The sequence below is a fragment of the Massilia soli genome, assembly GCF_016809835.1.
Lineage (GTDB): Bacteria > Pseudomonadota > Gammaproteobacteria > Burkholderiales > Burkholderiaceae_D > Telluria_A > Telluria_A soli.
Genome location: NZ_JAFBIL020000007.1, coordinates 40,118 through 62,161 on the forward strand (window position 1 = coordinate 40,118; position 22,044 = coordinate 62,161).

At 62.8% G+C, this 22,044-nt stretch carries 23 protein-coding genes; 7 read left to right on the top strand and 16 right to left on the bottom strand.

Features of this window, described 5'->3' with window-relative positions:
- Positions 1–43 precede the first annotated feature (43 nt).
- From flgA to I4X03_RS17450, 4 genes are all read left to right on the top strand, one after another.
- Positions 44–739, top strand: coding sequence for a flagellar basal body P-ring formation chaperone FlgA (flgA, locus tag I4X03_RS17435; RefSeq protein WP_223469524.1), 696 nt, complete (start codon positions 44–46; stop codon positions 737–739).
- 99 nt (positions 740–838) lie between these two features.
- Positions 839–1,144: a flagellar biosynthesis anti-sigma factor FlgM gene (flgM, locus tag I4X03_RS17440; RefSeq protein ID WP_223469525.1), complete on the top strand. Its 306-nt coding sequence runs from the start codon at positions 839–841 to the stop codon at positions 1,142–1,144.
- Between the two features lie 7 nt (positions 1,145–1,151).
- A complete protein-coding gene (locus tag I4X03_RS17445; RefSeq protein WP_223469526.1) occupies positions 1,152–1,619 on the top strand; it encodes a flagella synthesis protein FlgN in 468 nt (155 codons plus the stop codon).
- A 469-nt stretch (positions 1,620–2,088) separates the two neighbouring features.
- Positions 2,089–3,177, top strand: coding sequence for a M35 family metalloendopeptidase (locus I4X03_RS17450; protein WP_223469527.1), 1,089 nt, complete (start codon positions 2,089–2,091; stop codon positions 3,175–3,177).
- A gap of 71 nt (positions 3,178–3,248) precedes the next feature.
- Here the strand turns inward: I4X03_RS17450 and I4X03_RS17455 are convergent, their stop codons facing one another.
- The 9 genes from I4X03_RS17455 to nhaR all read right to left on the bottom strand — a co-directional run bounded on the left by I4X03_RS17455 (position 3,249) and on the right by nhaR (position 12,632).
- On the bottom strand, positions 3,249–3,722 hold the full coding sequence (locus tag I4X03_RS17455; RefSeq protein WP_223469528.1) for a hypothetical protein: 474 nt from the start codon (positions 3,720–3,722) through the stop codon (positions 3,249–3,251).
- Between the two features lie 11 nt (positions 3,723–3,733).
- The gene (motD, locus tag I4X03_RS17460) at positions 3,734–4,468 is read right to left on the bottom strand and encodes a flagellar motor protein MotD (protein WP_223469529.1); all 735 of its coding nucleotides are present in this window, start codon (positions 4,466–4,468) and stop codon (positions 3,734–3,736) included.
- Positions 4,469–4,477: 9 nt separating this feature from the next.
- Entirely contained in the window at positions 4,478–5,224 is a 747-nt protein-coding gene (locus I4X03_RS17465; protein WP_223469530.1) for a flagellar motor protein, read from the bottom strand.
- On the bottom strand, positions 5,206–5,934 hold the full coding sequence (locus I4X03_RS17470) for an RNA polymerase sigma factor FliA (RefSeq protein ID WP_223469531.1): 729 nt from the start codon (positions 5,932–5,934) through the stop codon (positions 5,206–5,208). Before I4X03_RS17470 ends, I4X03_RS17465 begins: the two co-directional genes overlap by 19 nt.
- Before the next feature lie 13 nt (positions 5,935–5,947).
- The gene (locus I4X03_RS17475) at positions 5,948–6,775 is read right to left on the bottom strand and encodes a MinD/ParA family ATP-binding protein (protein ID WP_223469532.1); all 828 of its coding nucleotides are present in this window, start codon (positions 6,773–6,775) and stop codon (positions 5,948–5,950) included.
- The gene (gene flhF / locus I4X03_RS17480; RefSeq protein WP_223469533.1) at positions 6,768–8,090 is read right to left on the bottom strand and encodes a flagellar biosynthesis GTPase FlhF; all 1,323 of its coding nucleotides are present in this window, start codon (positions 8,088–8,090) and stop codon (positions 6,768–6,770) included. Before flhF ends, I4X03_RS17475 begins: the two co-directional genes overlap by 8 nt.
- A gap of 228 nt (positions 8,091–8,318) precedes the next feature.
- A complete protein-coding gene (gene flhA, locus I4X03_RS17485) occupies positions 8,319–10,424 on the bottom strand; it encodes a flagellar biosynthesis protein FlhA (protein ID WP_223469534.1) in 2,106 nt (701 codons plus the stop codon).
- Positions 10,421–11,599, bottom strand: coding sequence for a flagellar biosynthesis protein FlhB (flhB, locus tag I4X03_RS17490; protein ID WP_223469535.1), 1,179 nt, complete (start codon positions 11,597–11,599; stop codon positions 10,421–10,423). The genes flhA and flhB overlap by 4 nt, the downstream gene beginning before the upstream one ends.
- A 136-nt stretch (positions 11,600–11,735) precedes the next feature.
- Positions 11,736–12,632: a transcriptional activator NhaR gene (gene nhaR / locus I4X03_RS17495; protein WP_223469536.1), complete on the bottom strand. Its 897-nt coding sequence runs from the start codon at positions 12,630–12,632 to the stop codon at positions 11,736–11,738.
- Between the two features lie 115 nt (positions 12,633–12,747).
- Between nhaR and I4X03_RS17500 the strand changes: the two genes are divergently transcribed.
- Positions 12,748–13,725: a TerC family protein gene (locus I4X03_RS17500; RefSeq protein WP_223469537.1), complete on the top strand. Its 978-nt coding sequence runs from the start codon at positions 12,748–12,750 to the stop codon at positions 13,723–13,725.
- A gap of 59 nt (positions 13,726–13,784) precedes the next feature.
- On the top strand, positions 13,785–14,186 hold the full coding sequence (locus I4X03_RS17505) for a tellurite resistance TerB family protein (RefSeq protein WP_223469538.1): 402 nt from the start codon (positions 13,785–13,787) through the stop codon (positions 14,184–14,186).
- Here I4X03_RS17505 and I4X03_RS17510 read toward each other — a convergent pair.
- The 3 genes from I4X03_RS17510 to I4X03_RS17520 are packed head-to-tail and all read right to left on the bottom strand — an operon-like array spanning position 14,183 to position 17,797.
- On the bottom strand, positions 14,183–16,015 hold the full coding sequence (locus I4X03_RS17510) for a DUF4153 domain-containing protein (RefSeq protein WP_223469539.1): 1,833 nt from the start codon (positions 16,013–16,015) through the stop codon (positions 14,183–14,185). The two genes, I4X03_RS17505 and I4X03_RS17510, sit on opposite strands and share 4 nt — an antisense overlap.
- 55 nt (positions 16,016–16,070) lie before the next feature.
- Positions 16,071–17,069, bottom strand: a complete 999-nt coding sequence (locus tag I4X03_RS17515) for a fumarylacetoacetate hydrolase family protein (protein ID WP_223469540.1) — start codon at positions 17,067–17,069, stop codon at positions 16,071–16,073.
- Entirely contained in the window at positions 17,066–17,797 is a 732-nt protein-coding gene (locus tag I4X03_RS17520) for a pseudouridine synthase (RefSeq protein ID WP_223469541.1), read from the bottom strand. Before I4X03_RS17520 ends, I4X03_RS17515 begins: the two co-directional genes overlap by 4 nt.
- A gap of 245 nt (positions 17,798–18,042) precedes the next feature.
- On the opposite strand from I4X03_RS17520, the gene I4X03_RS17525 reads away from it, so the two are divergent.
- A complete protein-coding gene (locus I4X03_RS17525; RefSeq protein WP_223469542.1) occupies positions 18,043–18,393 on the top strand; it encodes a hypothetical protein in 351 nt (116 codons plus the stop codon).
- 276 nt (positions 18,394–18,669) lie between these two features.
- On the opposite strand, the gene I4X03_RS17530 is transcribed toward I4X03_RS17525, so the two are convergent.
- The 4 genes from I4X03_RS17530 to I4X03_RS17545 form a co-directional block, all read right to left on the bottom strand.
- Positions 18,670–19,665, bottom strand: coding sequence for a S49 family peptidase (locus I4X03_RS17530; RefSeq protein WP_223469543.1), 996 nt, complete (start codon positions 19,663–19,665; stop codon positions 18,670–18,672).
- Between the two features lie 21 nt (positions 19,666–19,686).
- The gene (locus I4X03_RS17535; protein WP_223469788.1) at positions 19,687–20,070 is read right to left on the bottom strand and encodes a Rieske (2Fe-2S) protein; all 384 of its coding nucleotides are present in this window, start codon (positions 20,068–20,070) and stop codon (positions 19,687–19,689) included.
- Positions 20,070–20,729, bottom strand: coding sequence for an HAD-IA family hydrolase (locus tag I4X03_RS17540; RefSeq protein WP_223469544.1), 660 nt, complete (start codon positions 20,727–20,729; stop codon positions 20,070–20,072). The genes I4X03_RS17535 and I4X03_RS17540 overlap by 1 nt, the downstream gene beginning before the upstream one ends.
- Positions 20,730–20,806: 77 nt before the next feature.
- A complete protein-coding gene (locus tag I4X03_RS17545) occupies positions 20,807–21,811 on the bottom strand; it encodes an RluA family pseudouridine synthase (RefSeq protein WP_223469545.1) in 1,005 nt (334 codons plus the stop codon).
- Positions 21,812–22,044: the final 233 nt, after the last annotated feature.

Sequence of the window (22,044 nt, forward strand, 5' to 3'; positions counted from 1 at the left end):
CGCCGCGCGCCCTAAGATGTTCTCATTCCACAAGGCCGAGCCAATGAAATCGACGCTAGTTACCGTATTACTCCTGACCTCCCCGCTGGCGCTGGCGCAGCAGCCGGCGGCGGCGCGCCAGGACCTCGGCGCGCTGCGCCAGGTGGTCGCGCAGTACCTGACGACCCAGAGCGCCGGCCTGCCGGGCAAAGTCGGCATTAATGTAGGCAAGATCGACCAGCGCATGAGCCTGGCGGCCTGCCCCGCTCCCGAAGCCTTCCAGCAGCCCGGCGCGCGCGCCTGGGGCAAGACCACGGTGGGCGTGCGCTGTGCGGCGCCAGCGGCGTGGACGGTGTATATTCAAGCCCAGGTGAGCGTGGTGGGCGAGTATGTCGCCGCCGCCGTGCCACTGGCGCAAGGCAAGGAAATCGACAAGTCGCAACTGGCCGTCGTCAGCGGCGACCTTGCCGCCCTGCCGAACGGCGTGGTAACCGATATCGCCCAGGCGGTCGGACGCACCAGCGCGGTATCGCTGGCTTCCGGGGCGCCGCTGCGGCTTGACATGCTCCGCAGCAAACCAGTCGTGCAGCAGGGCCAGCTGGTCAAAGTAGTGTCGTACGGCAATGGTTTCAGCGTCTCGGCGGAAGCGCGGGCGATCGGTACCGCGGCCGACGGCCAGGTGGTGCAGGCACGCACGCCGGCAGGCGCGATCATCAGCGGCCTGGCGCGCGCGGGCGGCCAGGTCGAGGTGGCATTCTGAATGTTCCGATTTCTCAGGTTTGGCTAAAGTTTACCGGTAAAGCGCCGTAACATACGCATACCCGAAGGAGTTTCTGCTCCGCCAGAGAAGGACGATGCTGTGAAAATCAACGATACACTTAAAAACAACACCTCCCTGCCAGTGTCCAATGCGCCTTCTTCGGGCGCCAAAGGGACTGACAAGGCAGCGCCAATGTCGACGCCGGCGGCGACCGACAATGTGCGCCTGTCGTCGCAGGGACAAGCCCTGGCCAGCGTGGCCGGCAGCGGTGCTGTGTTCGACACCAAGAAAGTCGAACGCATCAAGCTCGCCATCGCGGATGGCCAGTTCCAGGTAAATTCTGAAAAAGTAGCGGACGGCTTGCTGGAAACAGTGCGCGACCTGCTGCATTCTCGCAAACGCTAAAGACCCCATGGCAAGCCCACTCGATACCCTGCACGACGAACAACAGCTGGTTTCTTCCCTGCTCGACCTGATGCAACAGGAACAGCAATGCCTGATCGGCGCGGATATCGAGAGCCTGAACGCCATCACCCCGCGCAAGGCGGAGCTGATGAACGAACTGGCGGTGCTGGCCAACCGGCGCCACGAAGCGCTCGCCCTGGCCGGATTCCCGGCCGAAGAAACCGGAATGCAGGAGTGGGTCGCGCAGCCGGCCAATGGCGGCGCCCTTGCGGCCTGGAACGAGCTGCTGGCGCGTACCCGCGAAGCCAAGGAAGTCAACCGCGTCAATGGCATGCTCATCAACAAACAGATGACGCACAATCAGGGTTTGCTCAACGCCATGCGCCAGCCGGCCAACGCCGGCGATGCCGCAGTCTACGGGCCGACTGGCCAGACCGCGCCCGGCGGCCCGTCGCGGCGCTTCGTGGTCGGTTAAACGCCACGCCCCGGGATAGTGAACGGCCGCAAGCTGCGGCCGTTTTGCATTGCCCCTGCTGTTTGACATATCTCAACAGCACGCAGGATTGGCCTACATCCCGGTTTACTTAGCGGTCCGAAACTGTGACCATGGCTGTTCAGTTCGCCACGACGCCCCCCCCCTGCAAGACGCCCCCTCCGGATATGTTCAGAATTTAACATTCTGTTGTCACACTCATCAGTTCATTTCCGCACGTACAAGCTTGATTTCAAAGAAGAAAAATAAAATTTCACTTAAGAAACATGCCGATGCAAATACGTGGAGTATTCGCCGAAATGACACAATTTCCAACTATTCAATGTTTACATGGAAACCGCAAAGTGTGAGGATGGTTCCGTTGAGTTCGCCAATTTCAGCGCAGCACTCGCGCCTTCCGGCATCGACGACCTCGGCGATCAAAATAAGAAACCTTACTCGGAGAAACTACATGAACTGGAACCATTTGGTCAAGGCAGGGGTGTCCATCGTTGCCGTTGCGGCGTGCTTCTCAGCACAGGCCGCGTCGAACGGCGTGACTGTCAGCATTGCGCCGGAAAAAAGCTCGCTCAACAAGGATGACGACGTGTTCGTCCGCGTCACCATCACCAACACCTCGGCCACCCCGCAATATATCCTCAAGTGGCACACGCCGTTCGACGGCGTCGAGGAGGCATTGTTCGACGTCACGCGCGACGGCGCGCCGGTGCCTTACCTGGGGGCGCACTACAAGCGCCCTGCCCCGACCGCCAAGGATTACTACCTGCTCAAGCCGGGCGCTTCGCACACCGCCAAGGTGGAGCTGACCGGCCTGTACGACATGAGCGTCACGGGCGACTACACGATCCGCTATCACTCGGCGGCGATGAACATATTCTCGAACCTCCAGGGCGGCGTCGCCAAAACCACGGCGCGCGGTGTGGACGAGATCGAATCGGCGCCGGTCGGCCTGTGGATCAATGGCCGGCTGGCACGCGGCACCGTGGTCGGCAGCCCGTTCGAGCTGCAAAAGGCGCCGTCGCAGCCGGGCACCGCGTCGCTGGGCTTCAGCAACTGCACCGCATCGCAGCAGTCCACCATCACCTCGGCGATCACGGCGGCCAAGACGATGGCCAATGGCAGCGTCACCTACCTGGCCAACGGCACGGCCGGCGCCCGCTACACCAAGTGGTTCGGCGCCTACACGGCGGCCCGCTATGCCACCGTGCAGTCGAATTTCAACGCCATCAAGGATGGCTTCGACAACAAGCCGGTAGTGGTCGATTGCAAGTGCAAGCAGAACTACTACGCCTACGTGTATCCAACCCAGCCTTACAAGATCTACGTCTGCAAGGCGTTCTGGACCGCGCCGATGACCGGCACCGATTCCAAGGGCGGCACCCTGATCCACGAGATGAGCCACTTCAACGCGGTCGCCGGCACGGATGACTGGGTGTATGGCCAGTCGGGCGCGGCCAGCCTGGCGATCAGCGATCCTGCCAAGGCCATCGACAACGCAGACAGTCACGAATACTTTGGCGAAAATACGCCAGCGTTGTAGTCAAGTAAGGGCAAACGGAAAAGCCTGAACCAGGGCCGGCAGCAATGCCGGCCTTGTCCATTCTGGCGCGCCTATTTGCGGAAAACGAAGCTGACCGGCATCACCGGCAGCCCCCGCGGCGCGTCGATCTGTGCGAGATCGTTGATGACGCTGCCCGGGAAGGCCAGCGTGTAGGCATGTTCGCCCGCCAGGAAATCGTAGCTCGAAGTGATGTCGATGCTGTTGCTTGCGGTGGCGCCCGGTTTAACCTGGAGGTAATCGTCTTTGGTAATCGGACCGCGCTTGACCTTGCGGCCGATGTACGTGATGTTCTTGCCGGTCCTGGCGTCGCGGATGTCGAACACCGGTGCGATCAGTTCGTCGTCCTGGTAGATCGCCTTCGGCACATGGACCGGGTGGGTGCCGTGGTTCGCGACGGCCAGCCGCACGACGACCTTGCCACCGGCCGTGTCGACAGCTACCTGCTCGTTCACGCCTGTCATTTTGCCTCCAGCCAGGGCCGACGCGATCACCAGCGCCAGCGCGGCGAACATTGCCTGTTTCACTGATTGTCTCCTTAGCGCGGCTCCGCGAAGGACGACATGATGGTGACGGCAACCCGGCGGTTGCGGTTGCGCCCTTCCGGCGTGTCGTTCAGCGCGATCGGCACATTGGCCGCGTGCCCGACAGCGGTCAGGCGCGCCGGCGGCATGCCGCTGTCGATGAACAAGCGTACCACGCTGCTGGCGCGGGCGGCGGACAGCTCCCAGTTCGACGGGAACACCGAATTGCTGATCGGTATCGAGTCGGTGTGGCCTTCCACCTGCACCGCGTGGTTATCGTCGGCCAGCAGCTGGGCAATCGCGTACAGCGGCTGGCGCGCCTCGGGGGTGATGGCGGCGTCGGCCGGCGCGAACAGCGCGTTGGCATTGATGTCGACCGTCACGCCGCGTCCGGTCTGGGTGACGCTGACCTTGCCGGCCTTGACCAGCGGCGACAAGGTGGTATCGAGCTTTTTTGCCAGCAAGCCCAGGCGCGACTGTTCGCGCCGGATCGCTTCCAGCTTGCGGCGCGCGGCGATGTTGTCCATCGGGATCAGCGGCTCGATGGCGGCGCTGCCGGGGGGGGCTTTTTCCTTGCGCCCGAAGGCTTCGCCAACCGATTCCGAAAACACCTTGTACTTGCCCTGGTTGACCACCGAGATCGCGTACATCACCACGAAGAACGCGAACAGCAAGGTGATGAAATCGGCGTACGAGATCAGCCAGCGCTCGTGGTTCTCGTTGTCCTCCTGGTATTTCTTGCGCGCCATGGGCAGCAATCAGGGACGCGACAGCAGGCTGGCGACGCGCTCTTCCACCACGCGCGAATGGTCTCCGCTGGCAATGTCGTAGAACACTTCGGTCAGGATTTCGTATTGCGTGACGGTCTCGGCGACGATGCCCTTGAGCTTGTTACCGATCGGATAGAAGAACAGGTTGGCCAAACCGACACCGTAGATCGTGGAGACGAACGCCACCGCGATGCCGCTGCCCAGCCGCGACGGATCGCTGAGGTTTTCCATCACGTGGATCAGGCCGAGCACGGCGCCGAGGATGCCGATGGTCGGCGCGTAGCCGGCCGCCGATTCCCAGATCTTGGCCGCCTGGCGCTGGCTGAATTCGTAGGCCGTCAGTTCAATTTCAAGGATGCCGCGCAGCTTGGTCGGGTGGATGCCGTCGATTACCAGGCGCAAGCCCTTCTGGATGAACTTGTCGCTGGTACCCTGCATATATTGTTCGAGCGACAGCAGGCCGTCGCGGCGCGCCTGCGAACTCCAGGCGGTGATTTCGCGCGCCAGCTTGATGCGCCGGCTCGGCGGCGGCTTGAATACCCAGCGCAGCATGCGCAGGCCGCGCATGAAGGTGGCCGCTTCGTTTTGCAGCAGCACGGCGCCAAAGGTGCCGACCACCACGATGGAAAACGCCGCCGGCTGTACCAGCGATGCAAACTTTCCGCCATCCATGCTGTGGCCGAGCAGCAGCCCGGCCAGCGCGATGACGACACCCGCTATGCTGGCCCAGTCCACGCCTGCTCCCGTAGTTGCGCGCGCAGCCGCGACACCGCCTGGGTGTGCAGCTGCGAAACGCGCGATTCAGATACGCCCATGACGGCGCCGATTTCCTTCAGGTTCAATTCTTCTTCGTAGTACAGGCTCATCAGGATCTTTTCGCGCGGCGGCAAGCCGTCGATCGCATCGATCACGGCCTGGCGGAAGTCGCCTTCCATCAGCGTGGCGAGCGGATCGGCGTCGTCAACCGCATAGCGGTCGAGGAAGCTGTCGCTGCCTTCCTCGGAATGGAAATCTTCATAGTAGACCAGCTGGTGGCCGCCGCCGTCGGACAGCATGTCCTGGTACTCGGCCAGCGACATCTTCATGTACTTGGCCACTTCCGACTCGGTCGGCGGCTGGCCCAGCTTCTGCTGCAGGGTGGCCATCGCGGTTTCGATCTTGCGCATGTTCTGGCGCATCGAGCGCGGCAGCCAGTCGCTGTTGCGCAGCTCGTCGAGCATCGCCCCGCGGATGCGCAGCACCGCGTAGGTTTCGAATTGCGCGCCGTGGGTTTCTTCGTAGCGGCTGATCGCGTCCAGCAGGCCGATCATGCCGGCCTGAACCAGGTCATCGACTTCCACACTTGGCGGCAGCTTGGCCTTCATGTGGTGGGCAAGACGCTTTACCAACGGCATGTGCTCCGTCAGTAAATGGTTCTTGTCCGCTTTGCCTTTGACCGTGTACATGTTCAATTGTTTGTTAAGCGCCCAGTTGGATATTGCCGCCGGTCCGGCCAAGTTGTGGCATGCCAGGCAGCGCGAAGCGGCCCGCCAGGCGGCGGAACGCCACCGATGCCCCGGCCAACGGGAACGCATCCACCACCGAACGGCCCAGCCGCGCTGCGCGGTGCAGGTGTTCGTCGGCGGGCACCGAGCCCATCGACGTCAGCTGCACTGCCAGGTAACGGCTTGCCGCGGTTGCCATATTATCGTATACCACCTTCGCCTCTGTCTCAGAAGCATTAGTTACCAGGATTCCGAACGGGCGGCGGCCATATTGCTGGGACAAGCGCTTGATCAGGGAGTAGGCATTGGTGATCGATTCGGCGCTGGTGGACACTTGCACCACGATCTCGGATTCGGCCATCACCGGCAACGGGAAACTGTCGTCGCTGGCCAGCTCGCCATCGACCATGACGATGCCGGACTGCTTGACCAGCACGTCGAAGGTCTTGGCCACGCGGCGCGCGTCATTGGCGTCGTAGCGCACGCCGTGCAGCATGGTGACCACGCCGAAACCCTGCGGGGCCTGGTGAATCACCTGGTTCAGCGCGCATTCCTGGCGCGCCACCGACAGCAGGCTGTGCTCGCTGTCGATGCCGAGGCGGCGCGTCACGCCGTAGCCGCGCTCGCAGGCGTCGACCAGCAGCACGTCGCTGCCGGCGTGGGCCAGCGAGGCGCCCAGGTTGACCAGCATGGCGCCCTTGTCGTCTTGCTCGGTGGCGGACAGGAAAGTGACGATGCGCGGCTTGGGACCGGCCAGCATGCGCCGCAGGCCTTCGGCCTGGTCGAAGTCGAAGTTAGCCAAGATGCACCTCGCGCAGCGAACGGTCATTGCGCGCGGTGCTGGTGGCGGCCATCAACAGCGGCAGCTCGGCATCGGAGAATTGGGTGGCGGCGGCGTCGCGCTTGAGGCGGAAGGCGCGGTCGACCAGCATGCCACGGTCGGCCAGGTGCAGGTCTTCCGGCACGCGCTGGCCGTTCGAGATATAAAACAGGTTCAGCTTCTGGCGGATGATCACGTCGAGCACGTTGCCGATCGAGGCCGCTTCGTCCAGCTTGGTCATGATGCAGCCGGCCAGGCCGCTGCCCTGGTAGGCGCGCACGACTTCGTTGAGGGTTTCGTTGGTCGAGGTGGCGTTCAGGCACAGCAGGCGCTTGACGTCGGCGCCGGTGCCCGACAGCATCGCGACCTGCTCGGCCACGTTCTGGTCGCGCTGCGAGACGCCGACGGTGTCGATCAGCACGGTGTGCTTGTTGCGCAGTTCTTTCAGGGCGATGCGCAGGTCGGCTTCGTCCTTTACCGAGTGCACCATCACGCCGAGGATCTTGCCGTAGATGCGCAGCTGCTCGTGGGCGCCGATCCGGTAGGCGTCGGTGGTGATCAGGGCCAGCTTCTCCGGGCCATGGCGCATCACGCAGCGGGCCGCCAGCTTGGCGGTGGTGGTGGTCTTGCCGACCCCGGTCGGGCCGACCAGCGCGAACACGCCGCCCTTTTCCAGGATCTCGTCTTCGTTCTCGAGGGTGGTCAGGTTGCGGTTCAACACCGTCTTGATCCAGCGAAGGCTGTCTGCCGCGTCCTTACCAGCCGGCAGCTTTTCAATCAGGTAGCGCGACAGGCTGGCCGAGAAGCCGGCCGCCAGCATTTCGCGCAGCACGCCGGCCTTTTGCGGCTCGCGCTGGGCGGTCGCGCCCCAGGCGATTTCTGCCAGCTGGGCTTCCATCTGGCCGCGCATGGCGCGAATTTCTTCCATCATGCCGCTCATTTCGGCGGCGGCGCTGTCCTTGGCGTGGGCGATGGCCGCCTGCATCAGCGACGACATCTGGGCCATGTCGAAGGCCGGCGCCGGCGCCGCGTGCGAGACATACGGATCTTGCGGCGCGGCGGCGCGGCGGTTGACGAACGGCTCGGCGGGAATCTGCAGGCTCGGGCGCGGCTGGGCCATTTCGGTGTCCGGCGCCGGCGCCGAGACCGAGGCGGCGTCGTCGCTGGCCAGGGCCAGGATCTCGACCACGCCATCGACCGGGCGGTTCGACAGGATGACGGCGTCCGGCCCGAGGGCATCGCGTACCTTGCGCAGGGCTTCACGCGACGTAGTGGCGGTAAATTTCTTGACGTTCATTTTGCTCAACTCCCGGATACCTGCTTAACGTGCCGCCACATGGCGCACATTGTCGATCACATAGGAATCATTATTGACGATGCCTTGAAGAAACCATCGGGGGAAAAGGCGGGGAAATGGGGGTTATTTCAGTGCCGCGGAGGCGCGGGCCTCGAATATCAAGGACTTAGGCGATGCGGGGGCGGGAAATCGGCGGATAAGCGCGCAGCGCGCATCCGCCGATGTTGATTAACCAGGAACGCCCACCAGGCTGGTGACCTTGATGGTCTTGGTCTCAGGCACTTCGTTATGCGACAGCACCTTCAACTGCGGCAAGGCGCGGCGCAGGAAGCGCGACAGCAATGGACGCAGCGGACCTGGCACCAGCAGCACCGGCGTCAGCCCCAGCGCTTCCTGCTGCTGGGCGGCAGCGCCAGCCTGCTGGGCGATGGTGTCGGCCAGGCCGGGCTCGATGCCGCTGCCGTCGCCGCCCGCCCCCATCGCCTGCATCAGCAGGCGTTCCAGGCGGTTGTCCAAGGTCATCACCGACAGCTCATTGGTGCCCGGGAACAGTTGCTGGACAATGGCGCGGCCCAGCGCGATACGGACCAGCGCGGTCAGCTCGTTCGGGTCTTGCGTCTGCACGGCATATTCGGCCAGCGTTTCGACGATCGAGCGCATGTCGCGGATGTGCACGCCCTCGACCAGCAGGTTCTGCAACACTTTCTGCAGCGTCGACAGCGACACCAGCTTCGGCACCAGGTCTTCGATCAGCTTCGGCGATTCCTTGCCCATGTGATCGAGCAATGCCTGTACTTCGCCGCGGCCCAGCAGTTCGGACGCGTGGGTGGTGATCAGGTGGTTCATGTGGGTGGCAACCACGGTGCCGGCGTCGACCACGGTATACCCCATGCTCTGCGCTTCGTCGCGCAGGCCGGCGTCGATCCAGGTGGCCGGCAGGCCGAACGCCGGGTCGGTGGTGACCAGGCCCGGCAGGTTGCCGGTGGCCATGCCAGGATTGATCGCGAGGAACTGGCCGTTGAGCGCTTCGCCGCTGCCCACTTCCACGCCCTTGAGCGTGATGCGGTAAGCCGACGGCTTCAGTTCGAGGTTGTCGCGGATGTGCACCGGCGGCGCCAGGAAGCCGACTTCCTGGGCGAATTTCTTGCGGATGCCCTTGATGCGCTTGAGCAGCTCGCCGTTCTGGGTCTTGTCCACTAGCGGGATCAGGCGGTAGCCGACTTCCAGCCCGAGTGTGTCGACCGGCATGATGTCTTGCCAGGTCGCTTCTTCCTGCTCCGGCGCGGCGGTGGAGGTGGTCGTTGCCGCCGCGGCGGCAGCGGCGGCCTCGTCCACCTTGGGCGCCTTGTCGCGCATCGAAACGGCGTAGCCTGCGCCGCCCAGCATGGCAGCGAGCAGCAGGAACACCAGGTTAGGCATGCCCGGGATCAGGCCCATGCCGCCGACGATGACGGCGGTGATGTACAGCACTTCCGGCTTGGCGAACAGCTGCCTGACGAGCTGGGTGCCGACGTCCTGGTCGCTGGCCACGCGCGAGACGACGATACCGGCCGCGGTCGAAATGATCAGCGATGGAATCTGCGCCACCAGGCCGTCACCGATGGCCAGCAGGGTGTAGGTCTGGGCGGCGTCGCCGAAGGCCATGTCGTGCTGCAGCATACCGACCAGCAAACCGCCGATCATATTGATGACGGTCACCATGATGCCGGCGACGGCATCGCCGCGCACGTACTTCGAGGCACCGTCCATGGCGCCGTAGAACTCGGCTTCCTGGGCCACTTCGGTACGGCGGCGGCGCGCCTCGTCTTCCGGGATCAGGCCGGCGTTGAGGTCGGCGTCGATCGCCATCTGCTTGCCTGGCATCGCGTCCAGGGCAAAACGGGCGCCCACTTCAGCGATACGGCCGGCGCCCTTGGTGACGACGGTAAAGTTAATGATGGTCAGGATGATGAAGACGATGATACCGACCGCGAAGTTACCGCCGATCAGGAAGTGGCCGAAGGCCTCGATGACTTTACCGGCAGCGCCGGCGCCGGTGTGGCCTTCGGTCAGCACCACGCGGGTCGAGGCCACGTTGAGCGACAGGCGCAGCATGGTCGAAACCAGCAAGATCGCCGGAAACGCCATGAAGTCGAGCGGCTTGACGGTGTACAGCGCGGTCAGCAGCACGATCACCGACAGGGCGATGTTAAAGCTGAAGAACAGGTCGAGCACGAATGCCGGCAGCGGCAGAATCATCATCCCCAGCAGCATGATGATCAGGATCGGCGCGGCCATCGAGGTCGCGCCGCCCTTCATGTTGGGCATCCAGGCTGGAAGTTTCATGCTGTTCATCGAGGTGCTCCGTTATTCGTCTCTGGTTTCTTTTGCGATGCCGGGTCGTGCGGATCGAGCTCTGGCGGTACAGGCAGCTTGCCCGGACGGTCGGGATGCTTGCCGTCGCCCTTCTTGAAGGCACGCAGCTGGAACACGTAGGCCAGCACTTCGGCCACTGCCGAGTACAGCGCTTCCGGGATCTCGTCGCCGATTTCGGTATGCTTGTGCAGCGCACGGGCCAGTGCCGGCGCTTCCAGCATCGGCACATTGTTTTCCTTGGCCAGTTCGCGGATGCGCGCCGCGATCACGTCGGCGCCCTTGGCCACCACGCGCGGCGCGCCGCGCTCGCCATCGGCGTATTTCAGTGCCACAGCATAGTGGGTCGGGTTGGTGACGACCACGTCGGCGGTCGGGATCGCGTCCATCATGCGGCGCTGGGCCATCTCGCGCTGCAGCTGGCGGATCTTGCCCTTGATCTGAGGGTTGCCGTCCGATTCCTTCGATTCCTGGATCACTTCCTGGCGCGTCATCTTCAGCTTGTCGCCGTAGTGCCACATCTGGTAAGGACCGTCGATCGCTGCCACCAGGCCGAGGCCGCCGACGATGAACAGGAACGCCGATCCCATCAGGTCAACCAGGTGCGCGCTGGCCGAGCGAATTTCCTCGACGGCCAGGCCGATCACGGCGTCTTTCTGGCTGACCACGACGAGGTAAGCGACCGCACCGACCACAACGGTCTTGGCGATCGCCTTGAACAGCTCGACGAGGGCATTCTTGGAAAACATGTTGCCGATACCCTTGATCGGGTTGAGCTTGCCGAAGTTCGGCATGAACGCCTTGCTGGAGAACAGCCAGCCGCCGATCAGCAGAGGCGAGCACAGCGCGACGACCATGATGGCGATCGCCAGCGGCAGGCAGGCCAGCATGACCTGGGCGATATCGGAGGCGACGCGTTCGATCAGCAGGGTTGGGTTGTAGATTTGTTCACGGGTAAGCGCCAGGCCCGACACCATGGTGGCATTCAGCTGGCGCACCAGCCCGCCGCCGGTCAGCCACAGGCCGGCGCCGGCCGCCATCAGGACGGTAAACGTCGCGACTTCGCGCGAGCGCGGCACATCGCCTTCCTCACGCGCTTTCTCCAGTTTTCTGGCTGACGCGGGTTCGGTCTTTTCTGCGTCGCTTTCGTCTGACATCTGACACTCCTGTTGGCATTTCGCCTGAAGGTCACATTATTCGTGATATTGCTTCAGGACAATCGCAGGAACAGGGGTGCAAAGGCCGGTTATATCGGCGCCAGTTGCGGAGGCTTGTTAGCGAATCGGCAACTTCTCAAGCGAACAGCTGATGCCGGGCGGCCTGGCTGATGGCGACGGTGGCCGGATGGCTCAGGCGGCGCTCGGTGGTGATCGCATAGACTTGCTCGACGATGCCATCGATCCGCCCCACCTCGACCACGCCGTATTGCCTGCATACCTGCGCCGCGATGACCTTGGGGGCGAAGAACAACCCTGCCCCCGACTGGCCGAAGGTTTTCATCATGGCGCTGTCGTCGAATTCGCCGACGATGCGCGGGTGCAGGTTGTTCGCCCCGAACCATTGCAGCAGCCGGTGGTGGATGGCGAAATCTTCGCCGGGCAGCAACACGGGGGCGCCGTCCAGGCAGGCCGGAAACGGTCCGGCCAGCGTGGCCGCCAGCGCGGCGGTCGCGAACACGGTCATGCCGCTCTCGCCCAGCAGGTGGTTATAGCCGCGCACGCTCAGGTGGGCCGGGATCGGCCGGTCGGCCAGGACCATGTCGAGCCGGTGCACCGCCAGGTCGGCAAGCAGCCCGGCCAGCCGGCCTTCGCGGCAGACCAGGTAGACCGCGTCGGGCAGGCTGAGCGCGGGCTCGACCAGCCGGCAGGCGATCAGTTTCGAGACCGAGTCGGCAAAGCCCACCCGGAACGTGGTGGTGGCGCGCGACTGGTCGCGCACCGCCTCCAGCAAGGCGTCCTCGGTGCTGAAAATGTCGTCCGCATAGGCCAGGATGCGGCGCCCGGTATCGCTCAGTTCAAGGTTGCGCCCGCTGCGGCGGAACAGTTCGACGCCGAGCGACTCGGCAAATTCGCTGAGCTGGCCGGAAATCGTCTGCGGCGTGACGTGCAGCTGCTGGGCGGCGCGCGCGATGCTGCCGGTCCTGGCCACGATCCAGAAATAGCGCAGGTGTTTGAAATTGATGGCTGCCATCGGTCCCCCTTCTGCAATACATCGTATTTTTCGATGAATAGAACAAGTATATTCGATTTGCTCGATGTATCCAAAGCGCTTAACATCGTCCTGTCAAATCAATAAGGGGGATGCCATGGATGGCACAACAGCAGTCAATGGTCTCGAGACCATCGCCACCGGCCCGATGTGGGCCGGTTTTGTGGTCTTCGTGCTGGTCATGCTGGCGCTCGACCTGTTCGTCTTCGGCGGCAACAAGGCGCACAAGGTCAAGGTCAAGGAAGCGGCGATCTGGTCGGGAGTCTGGGTCAGCCTGGCGCTGCTCTTCAACTTCGGGCTGTGGTGGTACCTGAACGGCACCGTGGGACGCGAGATCGCCGACCAGAAGGCACTCGAGTTCTTCTCCGGCTACCTGATCGAAAAGGCGCTGTCGGTTGACAACGTGTTCGTCTTCCTGCTGATCTTTACCGCTTTCCAGGTCCCGCAGCAGTACCAGCGCCGCGTGCTGCTGTACGGCGTGCTGGGCGCGATCGTCATGCGCGCCATCATGATCATGGCCGGCGCCTGGGTGGTGAGCGAATTTAGCTGGGTGCTGTACGTGTTCGGCGCATTCCTGCTGATCACCGGCCTGCGCATGCTGGTCGCGGTCGACGCCAAGCCGGACGTTGAAAACAACCCGGTGCTCAAGCTGGCCCGGCGCTACCTGAAGGTGGCCGACGGCGACCACGGCGAGCGCTTTGTCGTCGTCAAGAATGGCGTGCGTTACGTGACGCCGCTGTTCCTGGTGCTGCTGCTGATCGAAGCGACCGACCTGGTCTTTGCGGTCGACTCGATCCCGGCGATCTTCGCCATCACGACCGATCCGTTCATCGTGTTCACCTCGAACCTGTTCGCGATTCTCGGCTTGCGGGCGCTGTACTTCCTGCTGGTGGACGTGGCTGACCGTTTCCACCTGCTCAAGTATGGCCTGGCGATGGTATTGGCCTTCATTGGCGCCAAGATGCTGATCATGCCGTGGTACCACCTGCCGGTGCAGGCATCGCTGATGGTGGTGGCATTCCTGATCGCGTCGAGCTGCTTCGCCAGCGTCTGGGTCACCCGCCAGAAGAAGTAAGCGCTGGGCCCTGCATGCCAGGGCCCATTTTTTCAGACCACGTTTAAGATAGGAATACCATGCGCGCCTACCCGCCCGACAGTCCGGACGCCGCCGGCCGACTGCTTGCCCTGACGATGATCGTTGACGGCAAGCTGGCGGTCTCCGAGCTTGCCGCCCTCGACAGCAGCAAGATCCTCGACCATATCGACATCGACCTGGCCCGCTTCCAGGGCATGCTGCAAGACTTGTGCGACGACCTGCTGTCGTCGCAGCTTGACGATGCGGTCCAGCTGGACGACGCGGCGATCGACCGCGTGCTGGCGGAAATTGCCGATCCGGATTTGCGCCGCCAGTTATTCGATGCCATGTGGTGCATTGCCGATGCCGACAACTTGCTGGCCGATGCCGAGGCAGTGCTGTTGACACGGGCCAGCAATGCCTGGTCGGCGGAGCGTAACTTTCGCGCCGCCGTAGCTTAGTCCGGGCAGGTAAACAGCTCGGGCTCCCAGTGCGGACGCACGGCCAGGCGCATGTCGCCGATGTCGAGCTCACGCATGACGGGTGCCGCCAGGGTGTATTTGCCGTCGATCAAGGCTTGCCTGAGTGAGGCGCATGCAGCAAGGCTCGACGGCAGCGTGCCGAGCGGCCGCCACTGTCCGGGTTTGACCTCGCTCACCACCACGGCATTTGGCTCCGGCAAGGCGCCAAGCATGACGATTTCCGGTTTGCCGTCGCCTGTGAGATCGAGCAGTACCAGGTCGCACGCGCCGCGCTCGCCGCGCAGGCAGGCCGGATAAGGCGATCCGGATAACAGATTCAGGTTGGTCGTGAGAAAGCTTGCGGGTAAGCGGCTCCCCTTTGGCCACACGCGCGCGTTCTCGCTGAGCCGGACAGGCACCGGCTGCGCCAGCAGATCGGCTTGCTGGTGTACAGGCCCGTTCATTTTCTGGACCGCTGCGATCTTGTCGCGTACCAGCTGCGCATCCTGGCCCTGGAAATTAGCGCGCAGTTGTTCCAGCGCCACGTGGCCATGGCGTTTTCCTTCAAACCTCAGGTAGGCGAAGTCGAACTTGTCGGGCGCGACCTTGCCCGACTGCAGACGTGCCACCTGGCTTGCCACGGACAGGCGCGCCGGGTCGCCCAAGGGAGAGAACAGCGTCAACAGCATTCCAAGTACCACAAATGCATTGGTAATGTTGGTGGTGGAAATGGCGATGCGGCGATCCGGCCGCAGCGCCGCCCATGCATAACCGGCGGCATAGATCGATGCCACGGCCAGGCATGCGGCCGCGACGATGCGGCTGGTAGTCCAGCCGTAATCGCCCACACGCAGGCTCAGCGCGTACAAGCCAATGAGCACAATCGGCGCAAGCAGGACCGAGGCCACACGCACGCTGCCCTGTACTACCGGCGCCGCGGCGACATCCGGCGCGCCGTCCTGATACGCCGCATTGACCAGTACGACCAGCACGGCGGCCGCGCCGAGCAGCACCGCGGTGGCGCTGCGCGTGGCCCACAGCGGTTCAAGGCCGGTGAATGGCAGGCTTGCCAGGAATCCGCCGATGACCAGCACTGCGACCGGCAGTATCCATGACAGCAGCACCAGCAGCAAGGTGCGGATGCCGCGCACGATGGCCGGGCGCACGTCGGTAATGTGCATCGCGCACGAGAACGCCAACGCGATCATCGGAATGACGAACCACGATTCGCCGATTACCTGGCGCAGGAAGTCGAGCTTGATCAGCATGAACAGTTCGGAACCGAGCAGCAGCACCAGCCAGGTGACGCCGACGAACAAGGCACTGAAAGAGAGCTGGACGAACTGCTTCCATGCGGTTTCAAAATAGGCCGGATAGGAAGCGATGCGGCGCCGTTCGCCGGCGCCGGCCATCACCAGCGACTGCGCGATGAAGAACCCGGAGATGCAGACCACGATCAGCTGGCCGGTCAGGTTGGACGGATTATCGTTCGACGGTGAAGCGACGGCGCCCGGGCCGGCCGCGCGCCAGACATCGTAGGCGCCGAGCGCGCCGAGGATCGCCGCGGCAACCGGGATCCAGGTCAGCAGCTGGCGCCGATTCAGCGCACCGATGCTGGCGATGAAGAGGATGGGCACGATCAGCCACACCAGCACCAGCGGCCCGGCCAGCAACGGCTCAGACGATGGCCATGCCTTGGCCTTGAACGACTGGTACAGCAGATACAACACCAGCCCCTGGACTAGCCCGGCGGCGACGCGGATCGCGCCGATGTTGCTGGAAGGTAGGGATTGAGCCGGCCAGTTGCTGGCCATATCGGACGTCAGCATGCACTTCCCCTTTTGTCGGTCAGATCAATTCGGCGATTCCACCAGCCTTGTTCGCTTAGCGCGAGCGCTTCGCCTCCAACTGCTTCACGGTCTGATCGATCGCGCCGAAGATCGACTTTCCGGCCGCATCGAGCATCTCGATCTTGATGGCGTCGCCAAACAGCATGAACGGCGTGCTGGCAATGCCATCGGCGATCATCTCCAGGCAACGCTTCTCGGCGATGCACGAGTAGCCGCGGCTGGCGTCCTTGTTCGACACGGTGCCCGAGCCGACAATGGTGCCGGCGCGCGCATTGCGCGATTTGCACAGGTGTGCGACCAGCTGCGGGAAATTGAACACCATGTCGACGCCGGCATGCGGCTGGCCGACCAGCTTGCCGTTCCAGGTCGAGCGCAGCGGCAGGTGCACCTTGCCGCCCTTCCAGGCGTCCCCCAGTTCATCGGGCGTGACCGCCACCGGCGAAAAACTCGACGCCGGTTTCGATTGCAGGAAGCCGAAACCCTTCGCCAGTTCCGGCGGGATCAGGTTGCGCAGCGACACATCGTTGACCAGCATCAAGAGCCTGATCTGCTGGTGCGCTTCGTCCGGTGTCGCGCCCATCGGCACGTCGCCGGTGATCACCGCCACTTCCGCTTCAAAGTCGATGCCCCACTCTTCATGCGCCAGCACGATGTCGGCCATCGGCCCCAGGAAATCGTCGCTGCCGCCCTGGTACATCAGCGGATCTTCCCAGAACGACTCGGGCATCTCGGCGTTGCGCGCCTTGCGCACCAGTTCGACATGGTTGACGTAGGCCGAGCCGTCGGCCCATTGATAAGCGCGCGGCAGCGGCGCCATGCACCTGGCCGGGTCGAAGTCGAAGGGCCGATGGGCACGGCCGCTATTTAATAGCTGCGACAGTTCGTTGAGCTGCGGCGCGATGAAGGCCCAGTCGTCGAGGGCGGCCTGCATGGTCGGGGCGATGCCGTCGGCCAGGTGCGCGGTTTTCAGGTCGCGCGCAACGACGGCAAGCTGGCCGTCGCGCGAACCGTCGTTGATGGTGGCCAGTTTCATGCTGTCGCCGGGCCTTGCGGGACGAGCAGGTCGAGCTGGGCTTGTTCCAGGAAACACCACTCGCCTTCGGCCAGGCCGAGCGCCTCGAGCGTCAGGTTGCCGATGGCCGAGCGGTGCAGCGCGCTGCAGTGGTTGCCGGCCGCAGCCAGCATGCGCTTGACCTGGTGATACTTGCCCTGTTCAAGGACGATCTCGAGCAGCTTGTCGCCGCGCTGCACGCACGACACGGCCGCCAGCGGCGCCGGTTCGTCATGCAGCTGCACGCCGGCGAGCAATTGCCCGATCAACTCGGACGTGACGGCGTCGGCCGTCGTCGCCTGGTAGATCTTGGGAATGTGCCGCTTTGGCGACGACTGGGCATGGATGAACGGGCCGTCGTCCGACATCAGCAGCATGCCCGTGGTGTCGTGATCGAGGCGGCCGACGGGTTGCACATCGCGCCAGGTAAATTGCTCGGGCAACAGCGTCAGCACGCCAGGATGGTGGCTCGGCTTGCGCGAACACTCGAAATTGGCTGGCTTGTTCAGCGCGATATAGACGCGTTCGCGGTACTTCCACTCTTCGTCGAAAACCTGCAGCACCAGGCCGTCGGTGTCGACGATGGTCTTGAACTTGTCGTGAGTCTCGCCGTTGATCGCCACTTCGCCATCTTCGATCAGCGCGCGGCAGTATTTGCGGGTGCCGAAACCCTGCGATTGCAGGATGCGGTCCAGGGATAATTTGCTCATGGGCGAGACTTTAACAGAACGCCAGACGCCTCGAAAGCATGCCGTAAGAAGTGCCGCCGGGAAAGTTCATTGTTTTGGAGAATTTGAGTCGGCACAAGCTGCACGTTTGAGGAGGATCAAGAGTAACCAGTTTCGGGTTGTTACACTGAAACTTCATTAGGAATCGGCTGAATGATTCTGGTAAAAATACCTAGCTCGTCCTTAAGACGAACGCGAAGCCGACAACATACAAAAGGGGAAACAGCATGAGCTTCAAACAAGATTCTGCGCCCCATCTTGATGCCTCCAGGGACCTTGCGAATATGGGCTGTGCTGACGAAACGTGGACGGAAGACGAGGCGGCATGCAGCCATGCCGCCCAGGTTGTCGCGAAATTCGTGATCCAGCGCTGGCAGGATGGCAGCCGCCAACAGTGCGCCGACATGGCGCTGCCGCACAATCAGTCCGCCCGCGCACGCTGGCTGGTGAAAACCCAGCAAGGTTTGCAAGACTGGATAGAACGCGGCGGTTTTTCGCTGCCGGTCGACGCCCACGATGCCGCTGCCCTCGCCGGAACGGGCATCGTCCGTCCGACCCTGTACCAATTCCCCCGCTGATACCCCCACCCGCCGCTGGCCCACCCTGGCGCCAGCGAAAACCCACGCAAAAAAATGAAAACGACGGCATTGCGCCGCCGTTTTCAAGTCCCTTCACAGGACGCACTACGAGGAATGAGAATTCTCTCAGTACCGCATTTGGTATGCAGCGGTAGTTCGCTTCAATTGAAATGATGCCAACACGGTGGATTGGTAATAGCGTCCCCCTTAGAATGAACTACAGGATTAAATATAGAACACCTGTCTGAACATACAAGGAAAATATTCGGTGGTAAATTACCGCAGTTGCGGAAGATTGCCCGGGCCCATAGCTTTCACGGCCCCCTGGCCGACTGCCGCGCCGAATTTCTTCAATACCCGCTCAGGCAGGCCTTCGTGGGCCGTGTAATCGACAATGTCTTCCACCTTGACGATATCGCGGGCGACGGTGTCGACGGTTCCGAAACCATCCGCCAGGCCCATTTCGACCGCTTTCGCACCGCTCCAGTACAGGCCGGAGAAGGTCTCCGGCGTTTCCTTCAAGCGCGTGCCGCGGCCGGCGCGCACCACCGCGATAAACTGCTGGTGAATTTCATTGAGCATCGCCTGGGCGTGCGCCTTATGTTTATCGGACTGGGGGCTGAACGGATCAAGGAAACCCTTGTTCTCGCCGGCAGTCATCAGGCGGCGCTCGACACCCAGCTTCTCCATCGTGCCGGTAAAGCCGAAGCCGTCCATCAGTACGCCAACCGAGCCCACGATGCTCGCTTTGTTGACGAAAATGCGATCGGCCGCGGCGGCGATATAGTACCCGCCGGAGGCGCACATCTCGTCCACCACCACGTACAGCTGCTTGGCCGGATACCCCAGCCGCAAGCGCTTGATTTCATCGACAATAATGCCGGCCTGGACTGGACTGCCGCCCGGGCTGTTGATGCGCAAGACGACCGCGACCGAGCCGCTATCGGAAAACGCCTTGTTCAGCGAAGGCACCACATTGTCGGCCGCACCGCTGCCTTCCTCGTCGATATTGCCTTCAATTTCAATCAGTGCGGTGTGACGGCCCAGTGTCTCGTCGTCCGACCCGGGGTAGCTCAGGTCGAAGAAAATCCACAGGCCAACCACCGCAATGCCGATCATCAGCAGGCGGAAGAAAATATGCCAGCGGCGCGCGGCGCGCTGCTCCTTCAAGGTGGCGAACATCAGCTTTTCCAGCGTCTCGCGCTCCCAGTTGGAGCTGATCTCGCGTGGCGTCCTGCGGCTGTCGGGTTGGTGGCTTGGGGTCTCGTTCATACTCGCTTATGGTTCACACAGTTACGTCGCTTGCGGCAGGCCGATCAGATCGTCCGGCTGCCAAAAAATCTTGTCATCATGCTCACGCACAGCAATCGGGCGCAGCCGTCCACCCTTGCACGGCCCGCCAGCGCACAGGCCGCTGTCGGGAACGTAGATCGCCCCATGGGTGGCGCACATCAGGTACAGTCCGCTCGACTCGAAAAACTCGCCCTCCGCCCAGTCCAGTTCGATCGGTACGTGGGCACAGCGATTCAAGTAGGCGTGGGGCTTGCCGTCGTAGCGCACCACGAAACCGGTGGCCGGGTCGCCAAAGGCCTGCACCGGAAAGCGCACGCCCTTGCCGCCTTCGGCCACGGCGTCGGATGCGCAGATGAACACTTCGTGCGCCGCGTCGCCAGCCATCAGGCGTTCTCTGCCAGCCACTGGTGCAATTCCGCGACGCTGCTGGCCGAGTACATCGGCAAGCAAGCGTCGAGCTGGTCGACCGGATGGGCGCCGTACTGAACCGCGATGCCGGCCGCGCCGGCATTATTGGCCATAAGCAAGTCGTGCGTGGTGTCGCCGATCATAACGGTGCGGCGCAGGTCCTGGCCTAATTCCCTGGTCAATTCTTGCAGCATTGCAGGGTGCGGCTTGGAAAATGTCTCGTCGGCGCAACGAGTTGCATCGAACAGCGAGAGCAAGCCGACGGCGTTCAGCGCGCGGTTTAGTCCGACCCGGCTCTTGCCGGTCGCCACCGCAAGGAAATAGGCTTGTTGCGACAGCTCGGTCAGCATCTCGCGTACGCCGTCAAATAGCACCAGATCGTGGTCTTTTGAGAGGAAATGGAAGCGATAGCGCTCCACCATCCGTGGATACATGGCCGGGTCGATGCCAGGCATGACGGCCTGCATGGCCTCGAACAGGCCCAGCCCGATCACATGCGACGCCGCTTCATCGTTGGGAACCGGCAGGCCGAGATCCTTTGCTGCTGCCTGAATACATTTGACGATGGTGGCGGTGCTGTCCATCAGCGTGCCGTCCCAATCGAAGACGATCAGATCAAATTGCTTTCTTGCCATTTTCTCCGGCCGCGTCAGCGGCCAGCTCCTGTCCAAATAGGTGTCGGCGGGCCGAAAAATCAGCCCGCATTCTTGTTTTAGCGTTTCGCGGTGGTAAGCGGTTTTCCCAAGCTTACCAAGAAACGTTCGCATTCTGCCGGCAGCGGTGCATTTATCGTCATCGGCTTGCCGGTCTCGGGGTGGGTAAACGTAATCTGGTGCGCGTGCAGGAACATGCGCTTGAGCGCCCCACGACTGTCGTCGGCCTTGAGCAGGATCCGGTTGAGCGCGAAATCGCCGTATTTGTCGTCACCGAGAATCGGAAAGCCCGACGATGCGAGGTGTACCCGGATCTGGTGGGTACGCCCGGTCTTCAGCTCGGCCTCCAGCAGGGCGAAGCGCTGCCATTTGCGCAGCAGGCTGAACACCGTGTGCGACTCCATCCCGCCGGCCTGTACGCAGACGCGGCGCTCGCCTTCGGCGGTGGTGTATTTATGCAGCGGCAACTTGACATGCTGGCGCGCGTTCTGCCAGTCGCCCGCCACCATGGTCAGGTAACGCTTGTCGGTCAGGCCGTCGCGCATCTGCTCGTGCAGGTTAGTAAGTGCTGACCTTTTCTTCGCCAGCAGCAGCAGGCCCGAGGTCTCGCGGTCCAGCCGGTGCACCAGTTCGAGGAACTTGGCGTCCGGGCGCGATGCGCGCAGCTGTTCGATCACGCCGTAGGACACGCCGGAGCCGCCATGGACCGCGACGCCGCATGGCTTGTCGATGATCAGCAGATGCGCATCTTCATGGAGGATCGCGAATTCGGCGCCCGGAACGGCGGCCTGGCTGGCCTTCTCGGCGATCCGGACCGGCGGAATGCGGACCACGTCGCCGCTTTCGAGGCGGTACATCTGGTCGATGCGGCCTTTGTTGACACGCACCTCGCCCGAGCGCAGGATGCGGTAGACGTGGCTCTTGGGCACCCCTTTGCAGATGCGCAGCAGGTAGTTGTCAATACGCTGGCCTGCTTCTTCTTCGGTGATGGTGACGAACTGGGCTTGCGGTTGGAGTGGCGCCGGCTGTGATGAAGGGGGAACAACATCTTTTTGCATCTTCATTTGCTCTGTCTTCCCAGAAATTCTCTCTAAGTCCTTCATTTTGAATATATAATCGACAGGCGGCGGTCAAACCTCTGCTGGTGTAAGAATTAAAACGATATTTTACACAGGGGCGTCTCCATCGGCCTCGCCAAATTGCAAATTCGATGGAAAAAAATGTGTACGCACATTCCTGCGCGAATCAGGGTTGCACCGTAGTTGTAATCGGATACCGCGCATGAGTGCTGAATTGG

Excerpts from the sequence above, each read along its gene's own strand:
- I4X03_RS17515 (WP_223469540.1), bottom strand. The coding sequence starts at position 17,069 with ATGAAACTGGCCACCATCAACGACGGTTCGCGCGACGGCCAGCTTGCC.
- I4X03_RS17530 (WP_223469543.1), bottom strand. The coding sequence starts at position 19,665 with ATGAACGAGACCCCAAGCCACCAACCCGACAGCCGCAGGACGCCACGC.
- I4X03_RS17505 (WP_223469538.1), top strand. The coding sequence starts at position 13,785 with ATGCGCGCCTACCCGCCCGACAGTCCGGACGCCGCCGGCCGACTGCTT.
- I4X03_RS17500 (WP_223469537.1), top strand. The coding sequence starts at position 12,748 with ATGGATGGCACAACAGCAGTCAATGGTCTCGAGACCATCGCCACCGGC.
- I4X03_RS17445 (WP_223469526.1), top strand. The coding sequence starts at position 1,152 with ATGGCAAGCCCACTCGATACCCTGCACGACGAACAACAGCTGGTTTCT.
- flhA (WP_223469534.1), bottom strand. The coding sequence starts at position 10,424 with ATGAACAGCATGAAACTTCCAGCCTGGATGCCCAACATGAAGGGCGGC.
- flhB (WP_223469535.1), bottom strand. The coding sequence starts at position 11,599 with ATGTCAGACGAAAGCGACGCAGAAAAGACCGAACCCGCGTCAGCCAGA.
- nhaR (WP_223469536.1), bottom strand. The coding sequence starts at position 12,632 with ATGGCAGCCATCAATTTCAAACACCTGCGCTATTTCTGGATCGTGGCC.
- I4X03_RS17525 (WP_223469542.1), top strand. The coding sequence starts at position 18,043 with ATGAGCTTCAAACAAGATTCTGCGCCCCATCTTGATGCCTCCAGGGAC.
- I4X03_RS17540 (WP_223469544.1), bottom strand. The coding sequence starts at position 20,729 with ATGGCAAGAAAGCAATTTGATCTGATCGTCTTCGATTGGGACGGCACG.
- I4X03_RS17470 (WP_223469531.1), bottom strand. The coding sequence starts at position 5,934 with ATGTACACGGTCAAAGGCAAAGCGGACAAGAACCATTTACTGACGGAG.
- I4X03_RS17510 (WP_223469539.1), bottom strand. The coding sequence starts at position 16,015 with ATGCTGACGTCCGATATGGCCAGCAACTGGCCGGCTCAATCCCTACCT.
- I4X03_RS17450 (WP_223469527.1), top strand. The coding sequence starts at position 2,089 with ATGAACTGGAACCATTTGGTCAAGGCAGGGGTGTCCATCGTTGCCGTT.
- motD (WP_223469529.1), bottom strand. The coding sequence starts at position 4,468 with ATGGCGCGCAAGAAATACCAGGAGGACAACGAGAACCACGAGCGCTGG.
- I4X03_RS17545 (WP_223469545.1), bottom strand. The coding sequence starts at position 21,811 with ATGAAGATGCAAAAAGATGTTGTTCCCCCTTCATCACAGCCGGCGCCA.
- I4X03_RS17520 (WP_223469541.1), bottom strand. The coding sequence starts at position 17,797 with ATGAGCAAATTATCCCTGGACCGCATCCTGCAATCGCAGGGTTTCGGC.
- flhF (WP_223469533.1), bottom strand. The coding sequence starts at position 8,090 with ATGAACGTCAAGAAATTTACCGCCACTACGTCGCGTGAAGCCCTGCGC.
- flgA (WP_223469524.1), top strand. The coding sequence starts at position 44 with ATGAAATCGACGCTAGTTACCGTATTACTCCTGACCTCCCCGCTGGCG.
- I4X03_RS17535 (WP_223469788.1), bottom strand. The coding sequence starts at position 20,070 with ATGGCTGGCGACGCGGCGCACGAAGTGTTCATCTGCGCATCCGACGCC.